Origin of the sequence: Streptomyces sp. ME02-8801-2C (assembly GCF_033793965.1) — a bacterium.
Classification (GTDB): Bacteria; Actinomycetota; Actinomycetes; order Streptomycetales; family Streptomycetaceae; genus Streptomyces.
In genome coordinates, this window is the sequence record NZ_JARAXP010000002.1 from 120,835 (window position 1) to 136,733 (window position 15,899).

The window sequence follows — 15,899 nt, forward strand, 5'->3', positions numbered from 1 at the left end:
CTGCACGCGCGACACCGCCGGAGGCGAAAACGTGAGTCGACCCCGCATCCTGATCGTCGGCGCGGGCTTCGCCGGGTACCAGACGGCCCGCACCCTGGCCCGGCTGACCCGCCAGAAGGCCGACATCACCCTGCTGAACCCGACCGACCACTTCCTGTATCTGCCCCTGCTGCCCCAGGTCGCCGCCGGTGTCCTGGAACCGCGCCGGGTCACCGTCTCCTTGCCCGGCACCCTGCCCCAGGTGCGCTTGGTGCTCGGCGAGGCCGACGCCGACGGCATCGACCTCGAGGCGCGCACCGTGCGCTACACCGATCCCGAGGGCGACAGCGGCACCCTCGGCTACGACCGGCTCGTCCTGGCTGTCGGCAGCGTCAACAAGCTGCTGCCCATCCCGGGCGTCGCCGAGAACGCCCATGGCTTCCGGGGTCTGCCGGAGGCGCTGTATCTGCGCGATCACGTGACCCGCCAGGTCGAGCTGGCCGCCGCTGCCGACGACCCCAAGAGCTGCGCGGCCCGCTGTACGTTCGTCGTGGTCGGCGCCGGCTACACCGGTACCGAAGTCGCCGCGCACGGGCAGCTGTTCACCGACGCGCTGGTACGCAAGCAGCCCCTGCGCGCGGGCATACGGCCTCGCTGGATGCTGCTGGACACCGCGCCGCGTGTCCTGCCCCAGCTGGACGAGAAACTGTCGCGCACCGCCGACGGGGTACTGCGCCGGCGGGGCATCGACGTACGCACGGGCACCTCCGTCAAGGAGGCCACGGCCGGTGGAGTCCTGCTGTCCGACGGGGAGTTCGTCGAGTCGCGCACTCTGGTGTGGTGCGTCGGCGTGCGTCCCGATCCGCTGGTCGAGAGCATCGGCAGCCCCCTCGAGCGCGGGCGGCTGATCGTCGACCCGTTCCTCCAGGTGCCGGGCCACCCCGAGGTGTTCGCGTGCGGGGACGCCGCCGCCGTGCCCGACCTGAACAAGCCCGGTGAGTTCACCGGGATGACCGCCCAGCACGCCTGGCGGCAGGGCAAGGTCGCGGCCCGCAATGTCGTCGCCTCGCTCGGTGTCGGCTCCCGCCAGGCCTACCGCCACCGTGACCTGGGGTTCGTGGTCGACCTCGGCGGGGTCAAGGCCGCCGCCAATCCGCTGGGCGTGTCGCTGTCCGGGCCCCTGGCCGGCGCGGTCACCCGCGGCTACCACCTCGCGGCGATGCCGGGAAACCGGGTGCGGGTCGCGGCCGACTGGCTGCTGGACGCCGTACTCCCGCGCCAGGGCGTGCAGTTGGGGCTCGTCCGGTCCTGGTCGGTGCCGCTGGACACGGCGTCGCCGGAGCTGGCGCGGATGCCGGGCGCACCGAGGTCACCGAGTCATGACGGGCCGCCGGCACCGCGCCGGCCTTCGCAACAGTCCGCAGCGTCGGAAGGAGAGTCGTGAAAACCGCCGAACCCCTGTACAGCACCGCCGAACTCACCGAGCTGGGACAGCAGTTGCGTGTCGACAGCGTCCGGGCCTCGGACACCGCCGGCTCCGGGCACCCGACCTCGTCGATGTCCGCCGCCGATCTGATGGCCGTACTCATCGGCCGTCATCTGCGCTACGACTTCGACCGGCCGACCCACCCGGGCAACGACCGCTTCGTCCTCTCCAAGGGGCATGCCTCGCCGCTGCTCTACGCCGCCTACAAGGCAGTCGGCGCCATCGACGACGCCGAGCTGCTCACCTACCGCACCCTCGGCAGCAGGCTCGAGGGGCATCCGACCCCCCGGCGGCTGCCGTGGGTCGAGACGGCCACCGGGTCGCTCGGCCAGGGGCTGCCCGTGGGCGTCGGGATCGCGCTGGCCGGCAAGCGGCTCGACCGCACCGGCTACCGGGTCTGGGTGCTGTGCGGGGACAGCGAGTTGGCCGAGGGGTCGGTGTGGGAGGCCGCCGAGCACGCCTCGTACGAGCATCTCGACAACCTCGTCGCGATCGTCGACGTGAACCGCCTCGGGCAGCGCGGGCCGACCCGCCACGGACACGATCTGGACGCCTACGCCCGCCGGTTCAAGGCCTTCGGCTGGCACACCGTCGAGATCGACGGACACGATGTCGACGCCATCGACCGTGCCTACAACGAGGCCGAGTCCACCGCCGGGCAGCCCGTCGTCATCCTCGCCCGCACCCTCAAGGGCAAGGGCGTGGCGGCCGTCGAGGACCGCGAGGGACTCCACGGCAAACCGCTGAAGGACGCCGACGAGGCGATCGACGAGCTCGGCGGCCCGCGCGACCTGCGCGTCCGCGCACCCGAACCGCGTGCCGCCCGCGCGCTGCACGCCGTACGGGCCGGGCACCTCGAACTGCCCCGCTGGGACAAGGGAGAAGAGGTCGCCACGCGGGACGCCTACGGAAAGGCGCTCGCCGCGCTCGGCAGCGCCCGGGGCGATGTCGTGGCCCTCGACGGCGAGGTCAGCGACTCGACGCGCGCCGAGGAGTTCGCCAAGAAGCACCCCGACCGGTTCTTCGAGTGCTACATCGCCGAACAGCAACTGGTCGCCGCCGCGGTGGGGTTGGCGACGCGCGGCTGGATTCCGTACGCGTCGACGTTCGCGGCCTTCCTGACCCGCGCCCATGACTTCCTGCGGATGGCGGCGGTCAGCGGAGTCTCCGTCAACCTCGTCGGCTCGCACGCGGGTGTCGCGATCGGGCCGGACGGGCCGTCCCAGATGGGCCTGGAGGACCTGGCGATGTTCCGCGGGCTGTACGGCTCGACGGTGCTGTATCCGTGCGACGCCCACCAGACCGCGCGACTCGTCGCCACGATGGCCGGCCTCGACGGCGTCGCGTATCTGCGCACCTCGCGCGGCGGGACTCCGGTGCTGTACGGGCCCGACGAGGAGTTCCCGGTCGGCGGCAGCAAGGTGCTGCGCTCCGCCGGGCGCGAGGACCGGCTGACCGTGGTCGCGGCGGGCGTGACTGTCCACGAGGCGCTGATCGCCGCCGACGCGCTCGGCGCGCAGGGCATCCCGGTGCGGGTGATCGACCTGTACTCCGTCAAGCCCGTCGACCGGCCCACCCTGCGCCTGGCCGCCGAGGAGACCGGCTGTCTGCTCAGCGTCGAGGACCACCGGGAGGAGGGCGGCATCGGGGACGCGGTCCTCGACGCCTTCCTGGACGGACGGCCGCTGCCCCGGCTGGCCCGTCTCGCCGTCCGTACGATGCCCGGCTCGGCGAGCCCCGACGAGCAGCTGCACGCCGCGGGTATCGACGCCGAGGCGATCATGGCGGCGGGCCGGCTGCTGGTGGAGGAGGCGATCGTGCCGTGAGCGACGGCGCCGTACGGCGGATACGGGCCGGGCGGCGCACTGTCGAGGTCCACCGGCCCGACAAGGTGCTCTTCCCGGGCGGCGACGACGCCAAGGAGTACACCAAGGCCGATCTCGTCGCCTACTACCGGGCCGTCGCGCCGTTCATGCTGCCCCAGCTGCGCGGGCGTCCGCTGATGCTGGAACGCCATCCGGACGGGATCGACGGCCCCCGCTTCATGCAGAAGAACGTCTCCGACAGCTCCCCGGAGTGGGTCCACCGGGTCGAGGTGCCGAAGGAGGGCGGTACGGTCGTCCACCCGGTCTGCGACGACACGGCGACCCTGGTCCACCTCGCCGACCAGGCCTCCGTCACGCTGCACCGGTGGCTCTCGCGCGTCGGCCGCCTCGGATACCCGGACCGGATGGTCTTCGACCTGGATCCGGCCGTGGACGACTTCGCCCGGGTGCGGGAAGCCGCCCTGTATCTGGGGGAGTTGCTCGACACGCTGCGGCTGCCTTACACGCTGATGACCACCGGTTCGCGCGGGCTGCACCTCGTCGTTCCGCTGAGCGGGCACCAGGGCTTCGACGAGGTACGGGAGTTCGCCAGGCGGGTCGCCGAGGTGCTGGCCGCCGCGCATCCCGACCGGCTGACCACCGCCGCCCGCAAGAAGGAGCGCGGCGAGCGGCTCTACCTCGACGTCCAGCGCAACGCGTACGCGCAGACCGCCGTCGCGCCGTTCTCCGTACGGCCGTTGCCCGGGGCGCCCGTGGCCGTCCCCATCGGCCGGGACCAGCTGGACGACCCGGAACTGACCGCCCGGCGCTGGACGATCGCCGACGCGGTCGAGCAGGCCCGCAGTGATCCGTGGGGCGGAGTGATGGGGCGCGGGCGGGCGTTGGGGCCGGCGCGGCGAAGGCTGGACTCGCTGGTCTGAGCAGGCGGGGGTTTGAGCGGCTCTCTCTGGGCCACCCGCATCCCAGGGAGACTCATGACGAATTCATCGAACACATCATCGAACAAACCCGCGTCGTCCATGGACATCATGCGCACGGCACGCGAGCAGCTCGCGGAACTCACCGGCATGACCGCCGAGACGGTGTCGTCCTTCGAACGGACCGACAGCGGCTGGACGTTGGAGGTCGAGGTCCTGGAACTCACCAGGGTCCCCGACACCATGAGCCTGCTCGCGACCTACCGGGTCGAACTCGACGGGCAGGGCGAACTCACCGGCTATCGCCGGGTCCGCCGCTACGAACGAGGGCGCGCCGACACGCGCAGGTCCGAGGGCCGGTGAAGCCGGCGTCGGCAGCCGTGAACCGCCGCAGCGCATCAACAGGCTGCGCATCAACAGACTAAGGAGGGGATGGGCGGTATGACCGTTGTCCCGGCACAGCAGAGCAGTGGAGGAGGCGGCTCCAGCGGCCTCTACGACGTACTCGAACTCGTTCTCGACAGGGGGCTGGTCATCGACGCGTTCGTGCGGGTCTCGCTCGTCGGTATCGAGATCCTGAAGATCGACGTACGGGTCGTCGTGGCCAGCGTCGACACCTATCTCCGGTTCGCCGAGGCGTGCAACCGGCTCGACCTGGAGGCCGGGCCCAAGCGCAGCCCCGGACTGCCCGACCTGGTCGGTGAGATCACCGAGTCCGGTGCGAAGGGCAAGTCCAAGGGGGCGCTGTCCGGCGCCGCCGAGACCATCTCCGACGCCTTCCGGCAGTCCCGTGAGGAGGGCCAGCAGGCCGAACCCCGGCAGCAGCGCACCCGTAAGACCGCGGCCGCGCGCAGGAAGGAGGATCAGGAGTGACCACGAGCAGCGGCACGGAGACGGGCAACGACACGAGCATCGGGACCTACGTCTACGGCATCACCGCCGCCGATCACCCCGGACTCCCTTCCTTCGCCGAGGAGTTGAGGGGTGTAGGCGACCCGCCGCGTTCCGTGCGTGTCCTGACGGCGGGCGCGCTGGCGGCGATCGTCAGCGACGCTCCCGAGAAACTCCGGCCCAAGCGCAAGGACCTGCTCGCCCACCAGCATGTGCTGGACGAGGCGGGCGGCGCCGGATGTGTGCTGCCCATGCGGTTCGGCAGCGTGGCACCGGACGACGACGCGGTGACCGCCGTACTGGCCGAGCGCGCCGAGCACTACCAAGAGCGCCTAGAAGCCCTCGATGGCAACGTCGAGTACAACGTCAAGGCGAGCCACGAGGAAGAGGCCGTCCTGCACCGCGTGCTGGCGGAGAACCCGGAGATCCGGGCGATGACCGAGGCCAACAGGCAGGCGGGCGGCGGAAGTTACGAGGACAAGGTGCGCCTCGGCGAGATGGTCGTGGCCGCGGTGAAGGCCCGGGAGGCCGAGGACGCCGTCGAGGTGCGGCAGGCCCTGGAACACTCCGCGCTGGCGGTTAGTGTGGGCGCCGAGTCGACGGGCTGGCTGGCCAACGTGTCGTTCCTGGTGGCCCGCGACTCGGCCGAGGTGTTCCTCACCGCGACCGAGCAGCTCCGCAAGGCACGCCCGTACCTCGATGTGCGGGTGCACGGGCCGCTGCCGCCGTACAGCTTCGTCGAGCCGGGCCCGGCCGAGCCCGCGGGCACCACGACGGGTGACGCCGGGGTGGGGCAGAGCAGCGCATGGGACTGATCTCGGAGGTGCTGCTGCTGCCGTTCGCACCGGTGCGCGGCAGCGCCTGGGTGATCGGGCAGGTACTGCACGAGGCGGAACGGCTGTACTACGACCCGGCCACCGTGCGTACCGAACTCTCCCAGCTGGAACAGCGGTTGGAGGCGGGCGAGATCGACGACGAGGAGTTCGACCGCCAGGAGGACGAGCTCCTCGACCGGCTGGAAATCGGCCTGCGCGGTGGCGTGGGCAACGACAACGGGACGGCACGAGGATGAACCGAGTGGGACTGGGCCTCGCGGTAGGGGCCGGATACGTCCTTGGACGTACGAAGAAACTGAAACTGGCTTTCGCCGTGGGCACGTTGGTGGCCGGCAAGCGGATGCAGCTGAGCCCGCGTGCACTCGCGGAACTGGTGTCTACGCAACTGCGTGACAACCCGCAGTTCAAGGAGATCGGCGACCAGTTGCGCGTGGACCTGCGGGGCGTCGGCAAGGCGGCGTCGGGCGCGATGGTCGAGCGGCAGGTCGAGGCACTCGCCAACCGGCTGCACGGCCGCACGGCGGAGGTCCGGGACCAACTGGCGGGCGTCTTGCCGGGCCGCTCGGGCCGCGGGCGCGACGAGGAGGACGGCGAGGACGGCGCGTACGACGAGGAGGCCTCGGACCAGGAGCGCGACGAGGAGGAGTCAAAGGAGCAGGCGCCCGCCGACAGGAGTGGGAAGAGCGGCAGGAGCGCGAGGCCGGCGAAGAAGACGGCGGCGAAGAAGACGACTGCCACGAAGAAGGCCGCCACGAAGAAGGCCGAGCCCCGCAAGGCGACGGCTTCCGGCCGTCCCGCCGCGCGCAAGACGGCGGCGAAGAAGACGGCCGCGGCCCGGGACGCCGGTCGCGGCACCCGGTCGCGGCTGCCCAAGGGAGGCGGTGACCGATGACCGACACGCTCAAGTCAGTCACGTCCGCCGGGTCCGGGAAGGGCAACCCGCTCACCAATGTGGCCCAGAGCGAAGCGGCCGACCGGCTGAAGTCGGAAGTGCAGGAGTATCTCGCCGTCCAGGCACAGCGCCTGTTGACCGGAGTCGGCAAGCGGCTCGGTGAGACGACCGTCAAACTCAACGACATCGCGGACGGCAACAGCCCCGGCTTCGCCAAACTGGCCCTCGACGGCGGACGCAAACTCGCCGAGGGCAAGGGCCCCCTGCGCTCCGCCCTGGAGGTCGGCGCCGGACGCGCCAAGGACGGTGTGGTCGGCGCCTTCAAGAACCTGACCGGCGGCAAGGGCAAGCGCAAGGGTGGGGCGGGGAAGAAGCCGACGGTCGTCATCGAGTTCATCGACGTCGGCGTCCCGCTGCGCACCGCCTACGACCAGTGGACCCAGTACCAGGACTTCAGCACCTTCGCGAAGGGCGTGAAGAGCGCGAACCGCGCCGACGACACGACCTCCGACTGGCAGCTCAAGGTCTTCTGGTCCAACCGGAGTTGGAAGGCCCACACCACCGAGCAGGTGCCCGACCACCGCATCTCCTGGACCTCGGAAGGCGCGAAGGGCACGACCAAGGGGGTCGTCACCTTCCACGAACTCGCCCCGAACCTCACCCGGGTCCTGCTCGTCATCGAGTACTACCCCAAGGGCCTGTTCGAGAAGACCGGCAACCTCTGGCGCGCCCAGGGCCGCCGCACCCGGCTCGACCTCAAGAACTTCGCCCGCTTCATCACGCTCAAGGGCGAGACGGACGACGGCTGGCGCGGCGAGATCCGCGACGGCGAGGTGGTCCGCAGCCACGAGGACGCCATCGCGGAGGAAGAGGAGAACGCGAGGGCGGAGGCCGAGGGCCAGGAGGGCGAGGAAGAGGACGAGGCGGAGTACGAGGACGCCGACGACGAAGCCGAACCGGCGGAGCCGGAGGGCGACTTCGAGGAGGCGGACGACGAGAAGCCCGAGGACGCCGAGTACGAGGACGAGCTCGACGGCGACGACCAGGAAGCCGCGTACGAGGACGAACTCGACGACGGCGACGACGAGGCCGCCTACGAGGACGAGCCCGAGCCCGAAGGCGCCGAAGAGGAAGCCGAGTCGGCCCCCCGGACCAGGAGCCGTCGATGACCTCGCCGGCCGGCCGCCTGCCCCAGCCCTACAGTCATGACGGCGGCTCCAACCTCGCCGACATCCTCGAACGGGTGCTGGACAAGGGCGTCGTGATCGCGGGCGACATCCGGATCAACCTGCTCGACATCGAACTGCTCACCATCAAGCTGCGGCTCATCGTCGCCTCCGTCGACAAGGCCAAGGAGATGGGCATCGACTGGTGGGAGGACGATCCCGCGCTGTCCTCCCGTGCCAATCGGGGCGAACTCGCCCGAGAGAACGCCGAGTTGCGTGAACGCCTCGCCGAACTGGAGCGCGGGGGAGCGCCGAGGGAGTCCTCATGACAGGCCTGCGGTATGTGTACGCCGTCTGCGGTCCCTTCGACACGACGGCCCTGCGGGCCCGGTTGACAGGGATCGCCGGCGCCCCGCCCGAACTGCTCGAGCATCGCGGCCTGTTCGCCGTCGTCGGTCCGGTGCCGGAGGAGGACTTCGCCGAGGAGCCGCTCCGGCGCCGCCTGGAGGACCTCGACTGGCTCACCGCGACCGCCAGGGCACACCAGTGCGTGATCGACGCGCTGACCGCCGTGACGACCCCGCTCCCGCTGCGGCTCGCCACCGTCTTCAGGGACGACGACGGCGTACGGGCGATGATGGAGGAACGCGGGGACGACTTCCGCCGCGCGCTCGACCGTCTCGACGGGCGAGTGGAGTGGGGCGTGAAGGTGTTTCTCGAAAAGGCCGAGGAGGCCGACGAGGAATCCGTTTCCTCGTCGGCCTCCCCTGCCTCGTCCGCCATCACCGGCCGCGACTATTTGCGACAGCGGCGGCGGCGCGCCCGGGCGAACGAGGACAGGTGGCAGCACGCCGAAATGTTCGCGAGCGAATTGCATCGCGTCCTTTCCGGCCATGCCGAGGACTGCCGACTGCACGCGCCGCAGAACTCCGCGCTTTCCGGTGCGACCGGACAGAATGTGCTCAACGCGGCCTATCTGGTGGCGCGCGGGGATTCCGAGGAATTCGTCGAACTGGTCGACCGGACCAAGAGCGACACGGACGCGGCGACCTCCGGCCTCAGGGTCGAACTCACCGGCCCCTGGGCCGTCTACTCCTTCACCGGGGAGGACGCGTGACCGTCGTCGAACGGCGTGAGGTCGCCCTGGTCGACCTCCTCGACCGGCTGCTCGCCGGCGGGGTCGTCATCACCGGGGACATCACCCTGCGCATCGCGGACGTCGACCTCGTACGGATCGACCTGAACGCGCTGATCAGCTCAGTGAACGAACAAGTGCCCTCGCCCTGGGGAGAGTTGACGTGAGTGCCCGTAACCGTCTCGACCTCGAGCCGGACACCGTCGAACGCGATCTGGTGAAACTCGTCCTGACGGTGGTCGAGCTGCTCCGGCAGCTCATGGAGCGGCAGGCCGTGCGCCGCTTCGACACGGGGGAGATGAGCGAGGAACAGGAGGAGCGCGTGGGGCTCACTCTCATGCTCCTCGAGGACCGGATGGCCGAGCTGAGGGAGCGCTACGGGCTGCGGCCCGAGGACCTGAATCTGGACCTCGGGCCGCTGGGCCCCCTGCTGCCAAGGGACTGATCACTTACCCACGCCGAATTCCGGCCGATTTGTCGGCGGTACCTACCAGCGGTACCAGCGACCCCTTGATCCGCTCGCGCTCGTGCCCCGCACCAGGAATCCCAGGAGCCAGACGACCAGCACGATGAGCGCGATCCACCAGAGTATCTTCACCGCGAATCCGACGCCGAAGAGAATCAGCGCCAGAAGCAGTACGAGCAGAATGGGAACCATGATGTGAACCTCCTGCCCTCCGGGTTTCCCGAAAACGCCGAATCAGACATCGGCCGCCCGGATCAGCCGGACCGGCCGATTCAGGCGGATCAGGCGGCTCAGGCGGATCAGGTGGCCTTTCGGCAGAGGATCTCCCCGTGCGGGACGGTGAACCAGGCGTCCCTGTGCCCACCCCACTCCCGCCAGGCCTCGGAGACCGCGCGCAGCTGCTCCGGGGTCGCCAGCCCGCCTTCCGTCGCCCGGTCCGCGTACGCCGACGCGAGCGTCCGGTCCGCCCACAGGCCGCTCCACCACGCGATCTCGTCGGCGTCCGCGAACGTCCAGGTGCTGGAGGTGGCCGTGATGTCCGTGAGCCCGGCCCGCAGCGCCCAGGACTTCAGCCGGCGCCCGGCGTCCGGCTCACCCCCGTTGGCCCGCGCCACCCGCCGGTACAGGTCCAGCCAGGCGTCCATGCCCTCCGACGCCGGATACCAGGCCATGGCGAGGTAGTCCGACTCGCGGACGGCGACGTAGCCGCCCGGCTTGGTGACCCGGTGCATCTCGCTCAGCGCCCGCACCGGGTCACCCACGTGCTGGAGCACCTGATGGGCGTGGACCACACAGAATGTGTCGTCCGGGAAGTCCAGGGCGTGGATGTCCGCCTCCCTGAACTCGACGTTGTCCAGGCCCCGTTCGGCGGCCGTGGCCCTGGCCTGCTCCAGGATGCCGGGCGCCCGGTCGACGCCGGTGACGTGCCCGTCGGGGACCAGTTCCGCCAGGTCCGCGGTGATCGTGCCCGGGCCGCAGCCGATGTCCAGGATCCTCATGTGCGGTTTCAGTGAACCGAGGAGATAGGCCGCCGAGTTGGCGGCGGTGCGCCAGGTGTGCGAGCGGAGCACGGACTCGTGGTGCCCGTGCGTGTAGACGGCGGTCTCCTGTGGCTGCGACTGCGGCTTGGACATGACCGTGCCCCTTCTCGTCTTCTCGAACGACCTGCTGCGAACGACTCGCTCATCACCGTACGCAGTCATGTCGAATAATGAGACCCGCGTCTTGAGATGTGGACACTGGGCTGAGGAAGGGGCGGGCGGCGGCGGTCAGTTGCGGCCGAGGGGTCGGTAGACCGTCAGCGCCTCCGGGAGCTTTTCGAGGGTCACCCAGCCCGACACCTCCGTGACCTCGCCGTCGTACGCGAGGAGGGTGCCCGGCGGCACGTCGTCCAGGCGGAGACGGTGGACCAGGATGCCCGCGTGGGCGGGGGAGCGGGTCAACGGGCCCGCCACGGCCGCCGCCAGGAGACGCAGCGCGGGCCCGCGACCGCCGTGCACCACCCGTACGTCGAGCCGCCCGTCCGCCAGGTCGAGCCGCCGGGCCGGCACCAGGCCCAGCCGGTGGTAGGTGCCGTTGCCCGCGAAGAGCAGCCACAAGGGGCGCCGTCCGCCCCGGAGTTGAGCCTCCAGAGGATGACGGTCGGCGCGCAGGACACGTGCCGCCGCGACCACACCGGCCGGCCAGCCGCCGATCCGGGCGGACCAGCGCTCCCGTTCGCGCACCAGCTCCGGATACACGCCCAGGCTGCACGTGTTGAGGAAGACGCCCTCCTGGTCCCCGGACCGGAACCGGCCCACGTCCACGCGCACCGCCTCGCCCCGCCGCACCGCCCGGCCGACGTCGCGGGCGTCCTCGACGCCCAGGTCGAGCGCGAAGTGGTTGAGCGTGCCGCCGGGCAGCACCGCGAGCGGCCGGCCGTGCCGCAGGGCGACCGAGGCGGCCGTGTTCACCGTGCCGTCGCCGCCGCACACCCCGAGCACCTGGCAGCGGGCCGCCGCCTTCTCCAGCTCGTCCGCCAGATCCTCCGGCGCGCACTCCACGATCTCCGCCAGCGGCAGCGCGTCCTCCAGCGCGCGGACCCGGTCCGCGGTGCCCGACGCGGTGTTCGCCACCAGGACCAGACCCTCGCCGTCCGGCAGCGCGGGAACCGTCGCGTGCGGCCGGGCCGGGGGCGTGGTCTGGTCGCGGACCGGCACGAGCTGCCGTACGGCGAACGCGGCGCACGCGCCGAAGGCCGCGCCCGCGAGCACGTCACTGGGGAAGTGGACACCGGTGTAGACCCGGGACATCGCCACCGAGAAGGCGATCGGCGCCACGACCGCCCCGAGCCCCCGCGACTCCAGGGCCACACCGGTCGCGAAGGCGGCCGCCGACGCGGAGTGACCGGACGGGAACGACGTGGTGATCGGCTGCCGCTTCAGCTGCCTGACCAGCGGTACGGGGTCCAGCACGGGGCGCGGGCGGCGTACCGAGCGCTTGCCGATGGTGTTGATCGTCGCGGAGGCCAGGGTGAGCGAGGCGAGACCCCGTACGGCGGCCCGGCGGGCGCGTGGGCTGCCCGTGGCTGCCAGGGCGGCGGCCGTCGCGAACCACAGGACGCCGTGGTTCGCGCTGCGGCTGAGCCTCGGCAGGACGCGTTCGGCGCCCGGCCAGTTCAGGGTGGCGGCGGTCTCGAACAGCCGGAGGTCGAGATTCAGCAGTTTCTCCCGCACGGCATGGCGGCCGGGCAGCGGGACGGTGAGGTCGAAGTCTGCGGTCATGACGCTCTGGGTACCCTGAAGTGAGCCTTCTTGTCTTGTCGAACGGGTCACGGGGCTCGTCGCGACGTTGTCAGGGCGAGAGGAAATCCGTATGCGTCTGCTGCTCATCCGGCACGGTCAGACCCCGTCGAACCTGAAATTCCTGCTGGACACCGCTGTTCCGGGTGCCGCACTGACCGAGCTGGGAGAGCGGCAGGCCGCCGCGCTGCCGGAGGCACTCGCGGGCGAGGACATCGACGCCCTGTACGCCTCCACGCTGATCCGCACGCAGCTGACCGCGGCTCCGCTGGCCGACGCGCGTGGCCTCGAGGTCCTGGTGCGGGACGGGATCCGTGAGGTGGCCGCCGGGGACCTCGAGATGCGCGGCGACGCCGAGTCCGCACACACGTACATGACCACCCTGTTCGCGTGGGCGGACGGGGACACGCAGCGGCGGATGCCGGGCGGGGAGAACGGGGTCGAGGCGCTCGGCCGGTTCGACGCGGTCGTCGCGGAGGCCGCCGACAGCGGGGTCGGCACCGTCGTCATGGTCAGTCACGGCGCCGTGATCCGGATGTGGGCGGCGGCCCGCGCGGACAACGTCGACGTGCCCTTCGCCGCCGAGCACCGGCTCGACAACACCGGTGTGGTCGTCCTGGAGGGATCACCGGCGGACGGCTGGAAGGCGGTGTCCTGGGCGGGCGCGGTCGTCGCGGCGGCCGGACCGGGGACGGGCAGCGGACCGGCGGGAGAGGCTCTGCACGGCTGATCCCGGGCGTGGCCAAGGGTGTGGGTTTATCGGTTTGCCCGGGATCGCGTCCGGCCCGCAGAATGCGCCTCATGGGACACCTCGAAGCAGCGCACCTTGAGTACTACCTTCCCGACGGGAGGGCGCTGCTCGGCGATGTGTCGTTCCGGGTGGGCGAAGGGGCCGTCGTGGCCCTCGTGGGCCCCAACGGCGCCGGGAAGACGACCCTGCTGCGGCTGATCTCCGGCGAGCTGAAACCGCACGGCGGGACCGTCACCGTGAGCGGCGGGCTCGGCGTGATGCGCCAGTTCGTGGGCTCCGTACGGGACGAGTCGACCGTACGGGACCTGCTCGTGTCCGTCGCCACGCCCCGGATCCAGGAGGCGGCCAAGGCGGTCGACCTCGCCGAGCACGGCATGCTGACCGTCGACGACGAGGCGGCCCAGCTCCAGTACGCGCAGGCGCTCTCCGACTGGGCCGAGGCGCACGGGTACGAGGCCGAGACCCTGTGGGACATGTGCACCACGGCCGCGCTCGGGGTGCCGTACGAGAAGGCCCAGTGGCGGCTGGTGCGCACCCTCTCCGGCGGTGAGCAGAAGCGGCTGGTCCTCGAGGCGCTGCTGCGCGGCACGGACGAGGTGCTGCTGCTCGACGAACCCGACAACTACCTCGACGTCCCCGGCAAGCGGTGGCTGGAGGAGCGGCTCGCGGAGACCCGCAAGACCGTCCTTTTCGTGTCCCACGACCGGGAGTTGCTCTCCCGGTCCGCGCAGAAGATCGTGTCCGTCGAACCCGGGCCCGCCGGCGCGGACGCCTGGGTGCACGGCGCCGGGTTCGCGACCTATCACGAGGCGCGGGCCGAACGGTTCGCGCGCTTCGAGGAGTTGCGCCGACGCTGGGACGAGAAGCACGCCCAGCTGAAGAAGCTGGTGCTGAACCTCCGTCAGGCGGCCTCCATCAGCCATGAGTTGGCGTCCCGCTACGCGGCGGCACAGACCAGGCTGCGGAAGTTCGAGGAGGCGGGACCGCCGCCCGAGCCGCCGCGCGAGCAGGACATCACCATGCGGCTCAAGGGCGGCCGGACCGGCGTAAGGGCCGTCACCTGCAAGGGACTTGAGCTCACCGGGCTGATGAAACCCTTCGACCTGGAGGTCTTCTACGGCGAACGGGTCGCCGTCCTCGGCTCGAACGGCTCCGGCAAGTCGCACTTCCTGCGGCTGCTCGCCGGGGACTCCGTGAACCACACGGGTGAGTGGAAGCTCGGCGCGCGGGTCGTGCCCGGGCACTTCGCCCAGACGCACGCCCATCCCGAGCTGGAGGGCCGTACGCTCCTCGACATCCTGTGGTCCGAGCACTCGCAGGACCGCGGCGCGGCCATGTCCCGGCTGCGCCGCTACGAGCTGACCGCGCAGGCCGAGCAGCGCTTCGACCGGCTCTCCGGGGGCCAGCAGGCGCGTTTCCAGATCCTGCTGCTGGAGCTGGAGGGCGTCACGGCACTGCTGCTGGACGAGCCGACCGACAACCTCGACCTGGAGTCCGCCGAGGCGCTCCAGGAAGGGCTGGAGGCGTTCGAGGGCACGGTGCTCGCCGTCACCCACGACCGATGGTTCGCTCGTTCGTTCGATCGTTATCTGGTCTTCGGCAGTGACGGCCGGGTCCGTGAGACCCCGGAGCCGGTGTGGGACGAGCGGCGGGTGGAGCGGGCGAGGTAGGCGCTGGGCTTCGCCCGCGCGGCCACGGGTACCCGGCCCGTACCCGAAGGACTGGACGACGACTGGGGTGCCACCATGAACGGAGTCGAACCGGGCAGGCTGGACGACCAGCAGCTGATGAAGGAGCTGGAGACGATCCACCGCACCCGTCACGACACGCTGCTGCACGGGTCGAACGACGCGCTGCGCGCCCACAACGTCCGTATGGCGCAGCTGGAGGGCGAGTACCTGCGCCGTCATCCGCGCCGCCCGGTCGCCGCGGGCCGTACCCGCGAGGGCGCCCGGGACCGGGACTGCGCGCAGGACTGAACGCCGGGACGAACGCGGGAGTGAGCATCGGTGCCGCTGCCGGAGCCGTCGGGCTCCCGCAGCGGCACCGGCCGCGGCGGTGACGCTCAGCGGGGCACCGGGGGTAGATTCCCAGCCGGTGGGCCGCGACCGCCGCGACGAAGGCCCGGCAGTGGCTCGGCCGTGGCTCGGCCGACGGTTGTGAACCGTGCCGACGGTTGTGAACCGTCGGGCGCGCCGGTCAGCCGGCCTTCTTGCCGAACTCGGACACGAGTGCCTCGCAGAAGGCCTTCAGGTCGTCCGGTTTGCGGCTGGTGATCAGGATGTTGGGTCCGTGGTCGCAGATCCGTACCTGCTCGTCGACCCACTCACCGCCCGCGTTGCGGATGTCCGTACGCAGACTCGGCCAGGAAGTGAGCACCCGGCCGCGGACGACGTCGGCCTCCACGAGCGTCCAGGGCGCGTGGCAGATCGCGGCGACCGGACGGCCCTGGTCGAAGAAGGCCCGGACGAACGCGACGGCGTTCTCGTCGACGCGCAGGAAGTCCGGGTTGGCCACCCCGCCGGGCAGTACGAGCCCGTCGAAGGAATCGGCGGCTGCCTCGCCCACCACCTCGTCCACGGGGAACGTGTCCCCCTTGTCGAGATGGTTGAAGGCCTGAATTTTCCCCTGCTCGGTGGAGACGAGCACGGGTTCGCCGCCCGCGTCGGCCACCGCCTGCCAGGGCTCGGTGAGTTCGATCTGTTCGACGCCCTCGGGGGCGGTCAGAAACGCGATACGCATGGCTTCCTCGGTGTCCTTTCTGTCGATGAGGG

General features: G+C 71.0%; 20 protein-coding genes. 16 read left to right on the forward strand and 4 right to left on the reverse strand.

Going from position 1 to position 15,899, the window contains the following annotated elements:
• Nucleotides 1-31: 31 nt before the first annotated feature.
• From PV396_RS05220 to PV396_RS05280, 13 genes are all read left to right on the forward strand, one after another.
• The gene (locus tag PV396_RS05220) at nucleotides 32-1,423 is read left to right on the forward strand and encodes an NAD(P)/FAD-dependent oxidoreductase (RefSeq protein WP_319200871.1); all 1,392 of its coding nucleotides are present in this window, start codon (nucleotides 32-34) and stop codon (nucleotides 1,421-1,423) included.
• Nucleotides 1,420-3,291: a transketolase gene (locus PV396_RS05225; RefSeq protein WP_319200873.1), complete on the forward strand. Its 1,872-nt coding sequence runs from the start codon at nucleotides 1,420-1,422 to the stop codon at nucleotides 3,289-3,291. The genes PV396_RS05220 and PV396_RS05225 overlap by 4 nt, the downstream gene beginning before the upstream one ends.
• Nucleotides 3,288-4,211 carry a non-homologous end-joining DNA ligase gene (ligD, locus tag PV396_RS05230; protein ID WP_319200875.1) on the forward strand — a complete coding sequence of 308 codons (924 nt, stop codon included), beginning with the start codon at nucleotides 3,288-3,290 and terminating at the stop codon, nucleotides 4,209-4,211. Before PV396_RS05225 ends, ligD begins: the two co-directional genes overlap by 4 nt.
• A 54-nt stretch (nucleotides 4,212-4,265) precedes the next feature.
• Nucleotides 4,266-4,571 (forward strand): gas vesicle protein, encoded by a 306-nt coding sequence (locus tag PV396_RS05235; RefSeq protein WP_319200877.1) that lies wholly within the window; start codon nucleotides 4,266-4,268, stop codon nucleotides 4,569-4,571.
• Nucleotides 4,572-4,649: 78 nt separating this feature from the next.
• On the forward strand, nucleotides 4,650-5,081 hold the full coding sequence (locus PV396_RS05240; RefSeq protein WP_319200879.1) for a gas vesicle structural protein GvpA: 432 nt from the start codon (nucleotides 4,650-4,652) through the stop codon (nucleotides 5,079-5,081).
• A 38-nt stretch (nucleotides 5,082-5,119) separates the two neighbouring features.
• Nucleotides 5,120-5,914, forward strand: coding sequence for a GvpL/GvpF family gas vesicle protein (locus PV396_RS05245; RefSeq protein ID WP_319202238.1), 795 nt, complete (start codon nucleotides 5,120-5,122; stop codon nucleotides 5,912-5,914).
• Nucleotides 5,905-6,171, forward strand: a complete 267-nt coding sequence (locus PV396_RS05250; RefSeq protein WP_319200881.1) for a gas vesicle protein GvpG — start codon at nucleotides 5,905-5,907, stop codon at nucleotides 6,169-6,171. The genes PV396_RS05245 and PV396_RS05250 overlap by 10 nt, the downstream gene beginning before the upstream one ends.
• Entirely contained in the window at nucleotides 6,168-6,827 is a 660-nt protein-coding gene (locus tag PV396_RS05255) for a DNA primase (RefSeq protein WP_319200883.1), read from the forward strand. Before PV396_RS05250 ends, PV396_RS05255 begins: the two co-directional genes overlap by 4 nt.
• A complete protein-coding gene (locus PV396_RS05260; RefSeq protein WP_319200885.1) occupies nucleotides 6,824-7,996 on the forward strand; it encodes an SRPBCC family protein in 1,173 nt (390 codons plus the stop codon). The genes PV396_RS05255 and PV396_RS05260 overlap by 4 nt, the downstream gene beginning before the upstream one ends.
• On the forward strand, nucleotides 7,993-8,322 hold the full coding sequence (locus tag PV396_RS05265; RefSeq protein ID WP_319200887.1) for a gas vesicle protein: 330 nt from the start codon (nucleotides 7,993-7,995) through the stop codon (nucleotides 8,320-8,322). The genes PV396_RS05260 and PV396_RS05265 overlap by 4 nt, the downstream gene beginning before the upstream one ends.
• Complete coding sequence (locus PV396_RS05270; RefSeq protein ID WP_319200889.1) at nucleotides 8,319-9,110, forward strand: GvpL/GvpF family gas vesicle protein; 792 nt, start codon at nucleotides 8,319-8,321, stop codon at nucleotides 9,108-9,110. Before PV396_RS05265 ends, PV396_RS05270 begins: the two co-directional genes overlap by 4 nt.
• Nucleotides 9,107-9,295 carry a gas vesicle protein gene (locus PV396_RS05275; protein ID WP_006376647.1) on the forward strand — a complete coding sequence of 63 codons (189 nt, stop codon included), beginning with the start codon at nucleotides 9,107-9,109 and terminating at the stop codon, nucleotides 9,293-9,295. Before PV396_RS05270 ends, PV396_RS05275 begins: the two co-directional genes overlap by 4 nt.
• On the forward strand, nucleotides 9,292-9,573 hold the full coding sequence (locus PV396_RS05280; protein ID WP_319200892.1) for a gas vesicle protein K: 282 nt from the start codon (nucleotides 9,292-9,294) through the stop codon (nucleotides 9,571-9,573). Before PV396_RS05275 ends, PV396_RS05280 begins: the two co-directional genes overlap by 4 nt.
• Before the next feature lie 42 nt (nucleotides 9,574-9,615).
• On the opposite strand, the gene PV396_RS05285 is transcribed toward PV396_RS05280, so the two are convergent.
• The 3 genes from PV396_RS05285 to PV396_RS05295 form a co-directional block, all read right to left on the reverse strand.
• Nucleotides 9,616-9,786: a hydrophobic protein gene (locus tag PV396_RS05285; RefSeq protein WP_319094675.1), complete on the reverse strand. Its 171-nt coding sequence runs from the start codon at nucleotides 9,784-9,786 to the stop codon at nucleotides 9,616-9,618.
• A 107-nt stretch (nucleotides 9,787-9,893) separates the two neighbouring features.
• Entirely contained in the window at nucleotides 9,894-10,727 is an 834-nt protein-coding gene (locus PV396_RS05290; protein WP_319200894.1) for a methyltransferase domain-containing protein, read from the reverse strand.
• A gap of 135 nt (nucleotides 10,728-10,862) precedes the next feature.
• Nucleotides 10,863-12,356, reverse strand: a complete 1,494-nt coding sequence (locus tag PV396_RS05295; protein ID WP_319200896.1) for a bifunctional phosphatase PAP2/diacylglycerol kinase family protein — start codon at nucleotides 12,354-12,356, stop codon at nucleotides 10,863-10,865.
• A 91-nt stretch (nucleotides 12,357-12,447) separates the two neighbouring features.
• Between PV396_RS05295 and PV396_RS05300 the strand changes: the two genes are divergently transcribed.
• From PV396_RS05300 to PV396_RS05310, 3 genes are all read left to right on the forward strand, one after another.
• Nucleotides 12,448-13,104 carry a histidine phosphatase family protein gene (locus PV396_RS05300; protein WP_319200898.1) on the forward strand — a complete coding sequence of 219 codons (657 nt, stop codon included), beginning with the start codon at nucleotides 12,448-12,450 and terminating at the stop codon, nucleotides 13,102-13,104.
• A 71-nt stretch (nucleotides 13,105-13,175) separates the two neighbouring features.
• Nucleotides 13,176-14,795 (forward strand): ABC-F family ATP-binding cassette domain-containing protein, encoded by a 1,620-nt coding sequence (locus tag PV396_RS05305; RefSeq protein WP_319200900.1) that lies wholly within the window; start codon nucleotides 13,176-13,178, stop codon nucleotides 14,793-14,795.
• 75 nt (nucleotides 14,796-14,870) lie between these two features.
• Nucleotides 14,871-15,104 (forward strand): DUF6158 family protein, encoded by a 234-nt coding sequence (locus tag PV396_RS05310; protein WP_319200902.1) that lies wholly within the window; start codon nucleotides 14,871-14,873, stop codon nucleotides 15,102-15,104.
• A 220-nt stretch (nucleotides 15,105-15,324) separates the two neighbouring features.
• On the opposite strand, the gene PV396_RS05315 is transcribed toward PV396_RS05310, so the two are convergent.
• Nucleotides 15,325-15,867, reverse strand: a complete 543-nt coding sequence (locus PV396_RS05315) for a type 1 glutamine amidotransferase domain-containing protein (protein ID WP_319200904.1) — start codon at nucleotides 15,865-15,867, stop codon at nucleotides 15,325-15,327.
• Between the last annotated feature and the right edge of the window lie 32 nt (nucleotides 15,868-15,899).

Bases quoted from the DNA above. Each gene is read 5' to 3' on its own strand.
- PV396_RS05235 (WP_319200877.1), top strand. From the start codon at position 4,266: ATGACGAATTCATCGAACACATCATCGAACAAACCCGCGTCGTCCATG.
- PV396_RS05240 (WP_319200879.1), top strand. From the start codon at position 4,650: ATGACCGTTGTCCCGGCACAGCAGAGCAGTGGAGGAGGCGGCTCCAGC.
- PV396_RS05250 (WP_319200881.1), top strand. From the start codon at position 5,905: ATGGGACTGATCTCGGAGGTGCTGCTGCTGCCGTTCGCACCGGTGCGC.
- PV396_RS05255 (WP_319200883.1), top strand. From the start codon at position 6,168: ATGAACCGAGTGGGACTGGGCCTCGCGGTAGGGGCCGGATACGTCCTT.
- PV396_RS05260 (WP_319200885.1), top strand. From the start codon at position 6,824: ATGACCGACACGCTCAAGTCAGTCACGTCCGCCGGGTCCGGGAAGGGC.
- PV396_RS05265 (WP_319200887.1), top strand. From the start codon at position 7,993: ATGACCTCGCCGGCCGGCCGCCTGCCCCAGCCCTACAGTCATGACGGC.
- PV396_RS05270 (WP_319200889.1), top strand. From the start codon at position 8,319: ATGACAGGCCTGCGGTATGTGTACGCCGTCTGCGGTCCCTTCGACACG.
- PV396_RS05285 (WP_319094675.1), bottom strand. From the start codon at position 9,786: ATGGTTCCCATTCTGCTCGTACTGCTTCTGGCGCTGATTCTCTTCGGC.
- PV396_RS05290 (WP_319200894.1), bottom strand. From the start codon at position 10,727: ATGTCCAAGCCGCAGTCGCAGCCACAGGAGACCGCCGTCTACACGCAC.
- PV396_RS05295 (WP_319200896.1), bottom strand. From the start codon at position 12,356: ATGACCGCAGACTTCGACCTCACCGTCCCGCTGCCCGGCCGCCATGCC.
- PV396_RS05300 (WP_319200898.1), top strand. From the start codon at position 12,448: ATGCGTCTGCTGCTCATCCGGCACGGTCAGACCCCGTCGAACCTGAAA.
- PV396_RS05305 (WP_319200900.1), top strand. From the start codon at position 13,176: ATGGGACACCTCGAAGCAGCGCACCTTGAGTACTACCTTCCCGACGGG.
- PV396_RS05310 (WP_319200902.1), top strand. From the start codon at position 14,871: ATGAACGGAGTCGAACCGGGCAGGCTGGACGACCAGCAGCTGATGAAG.
- PV396_RS05315 (WP_319200904.1), bottom strand. From the start codon at position 15,867: ATGCGTATCGCGTTTCTGACCGCCCCCGAGGGCGTCGAACAGATCGAA.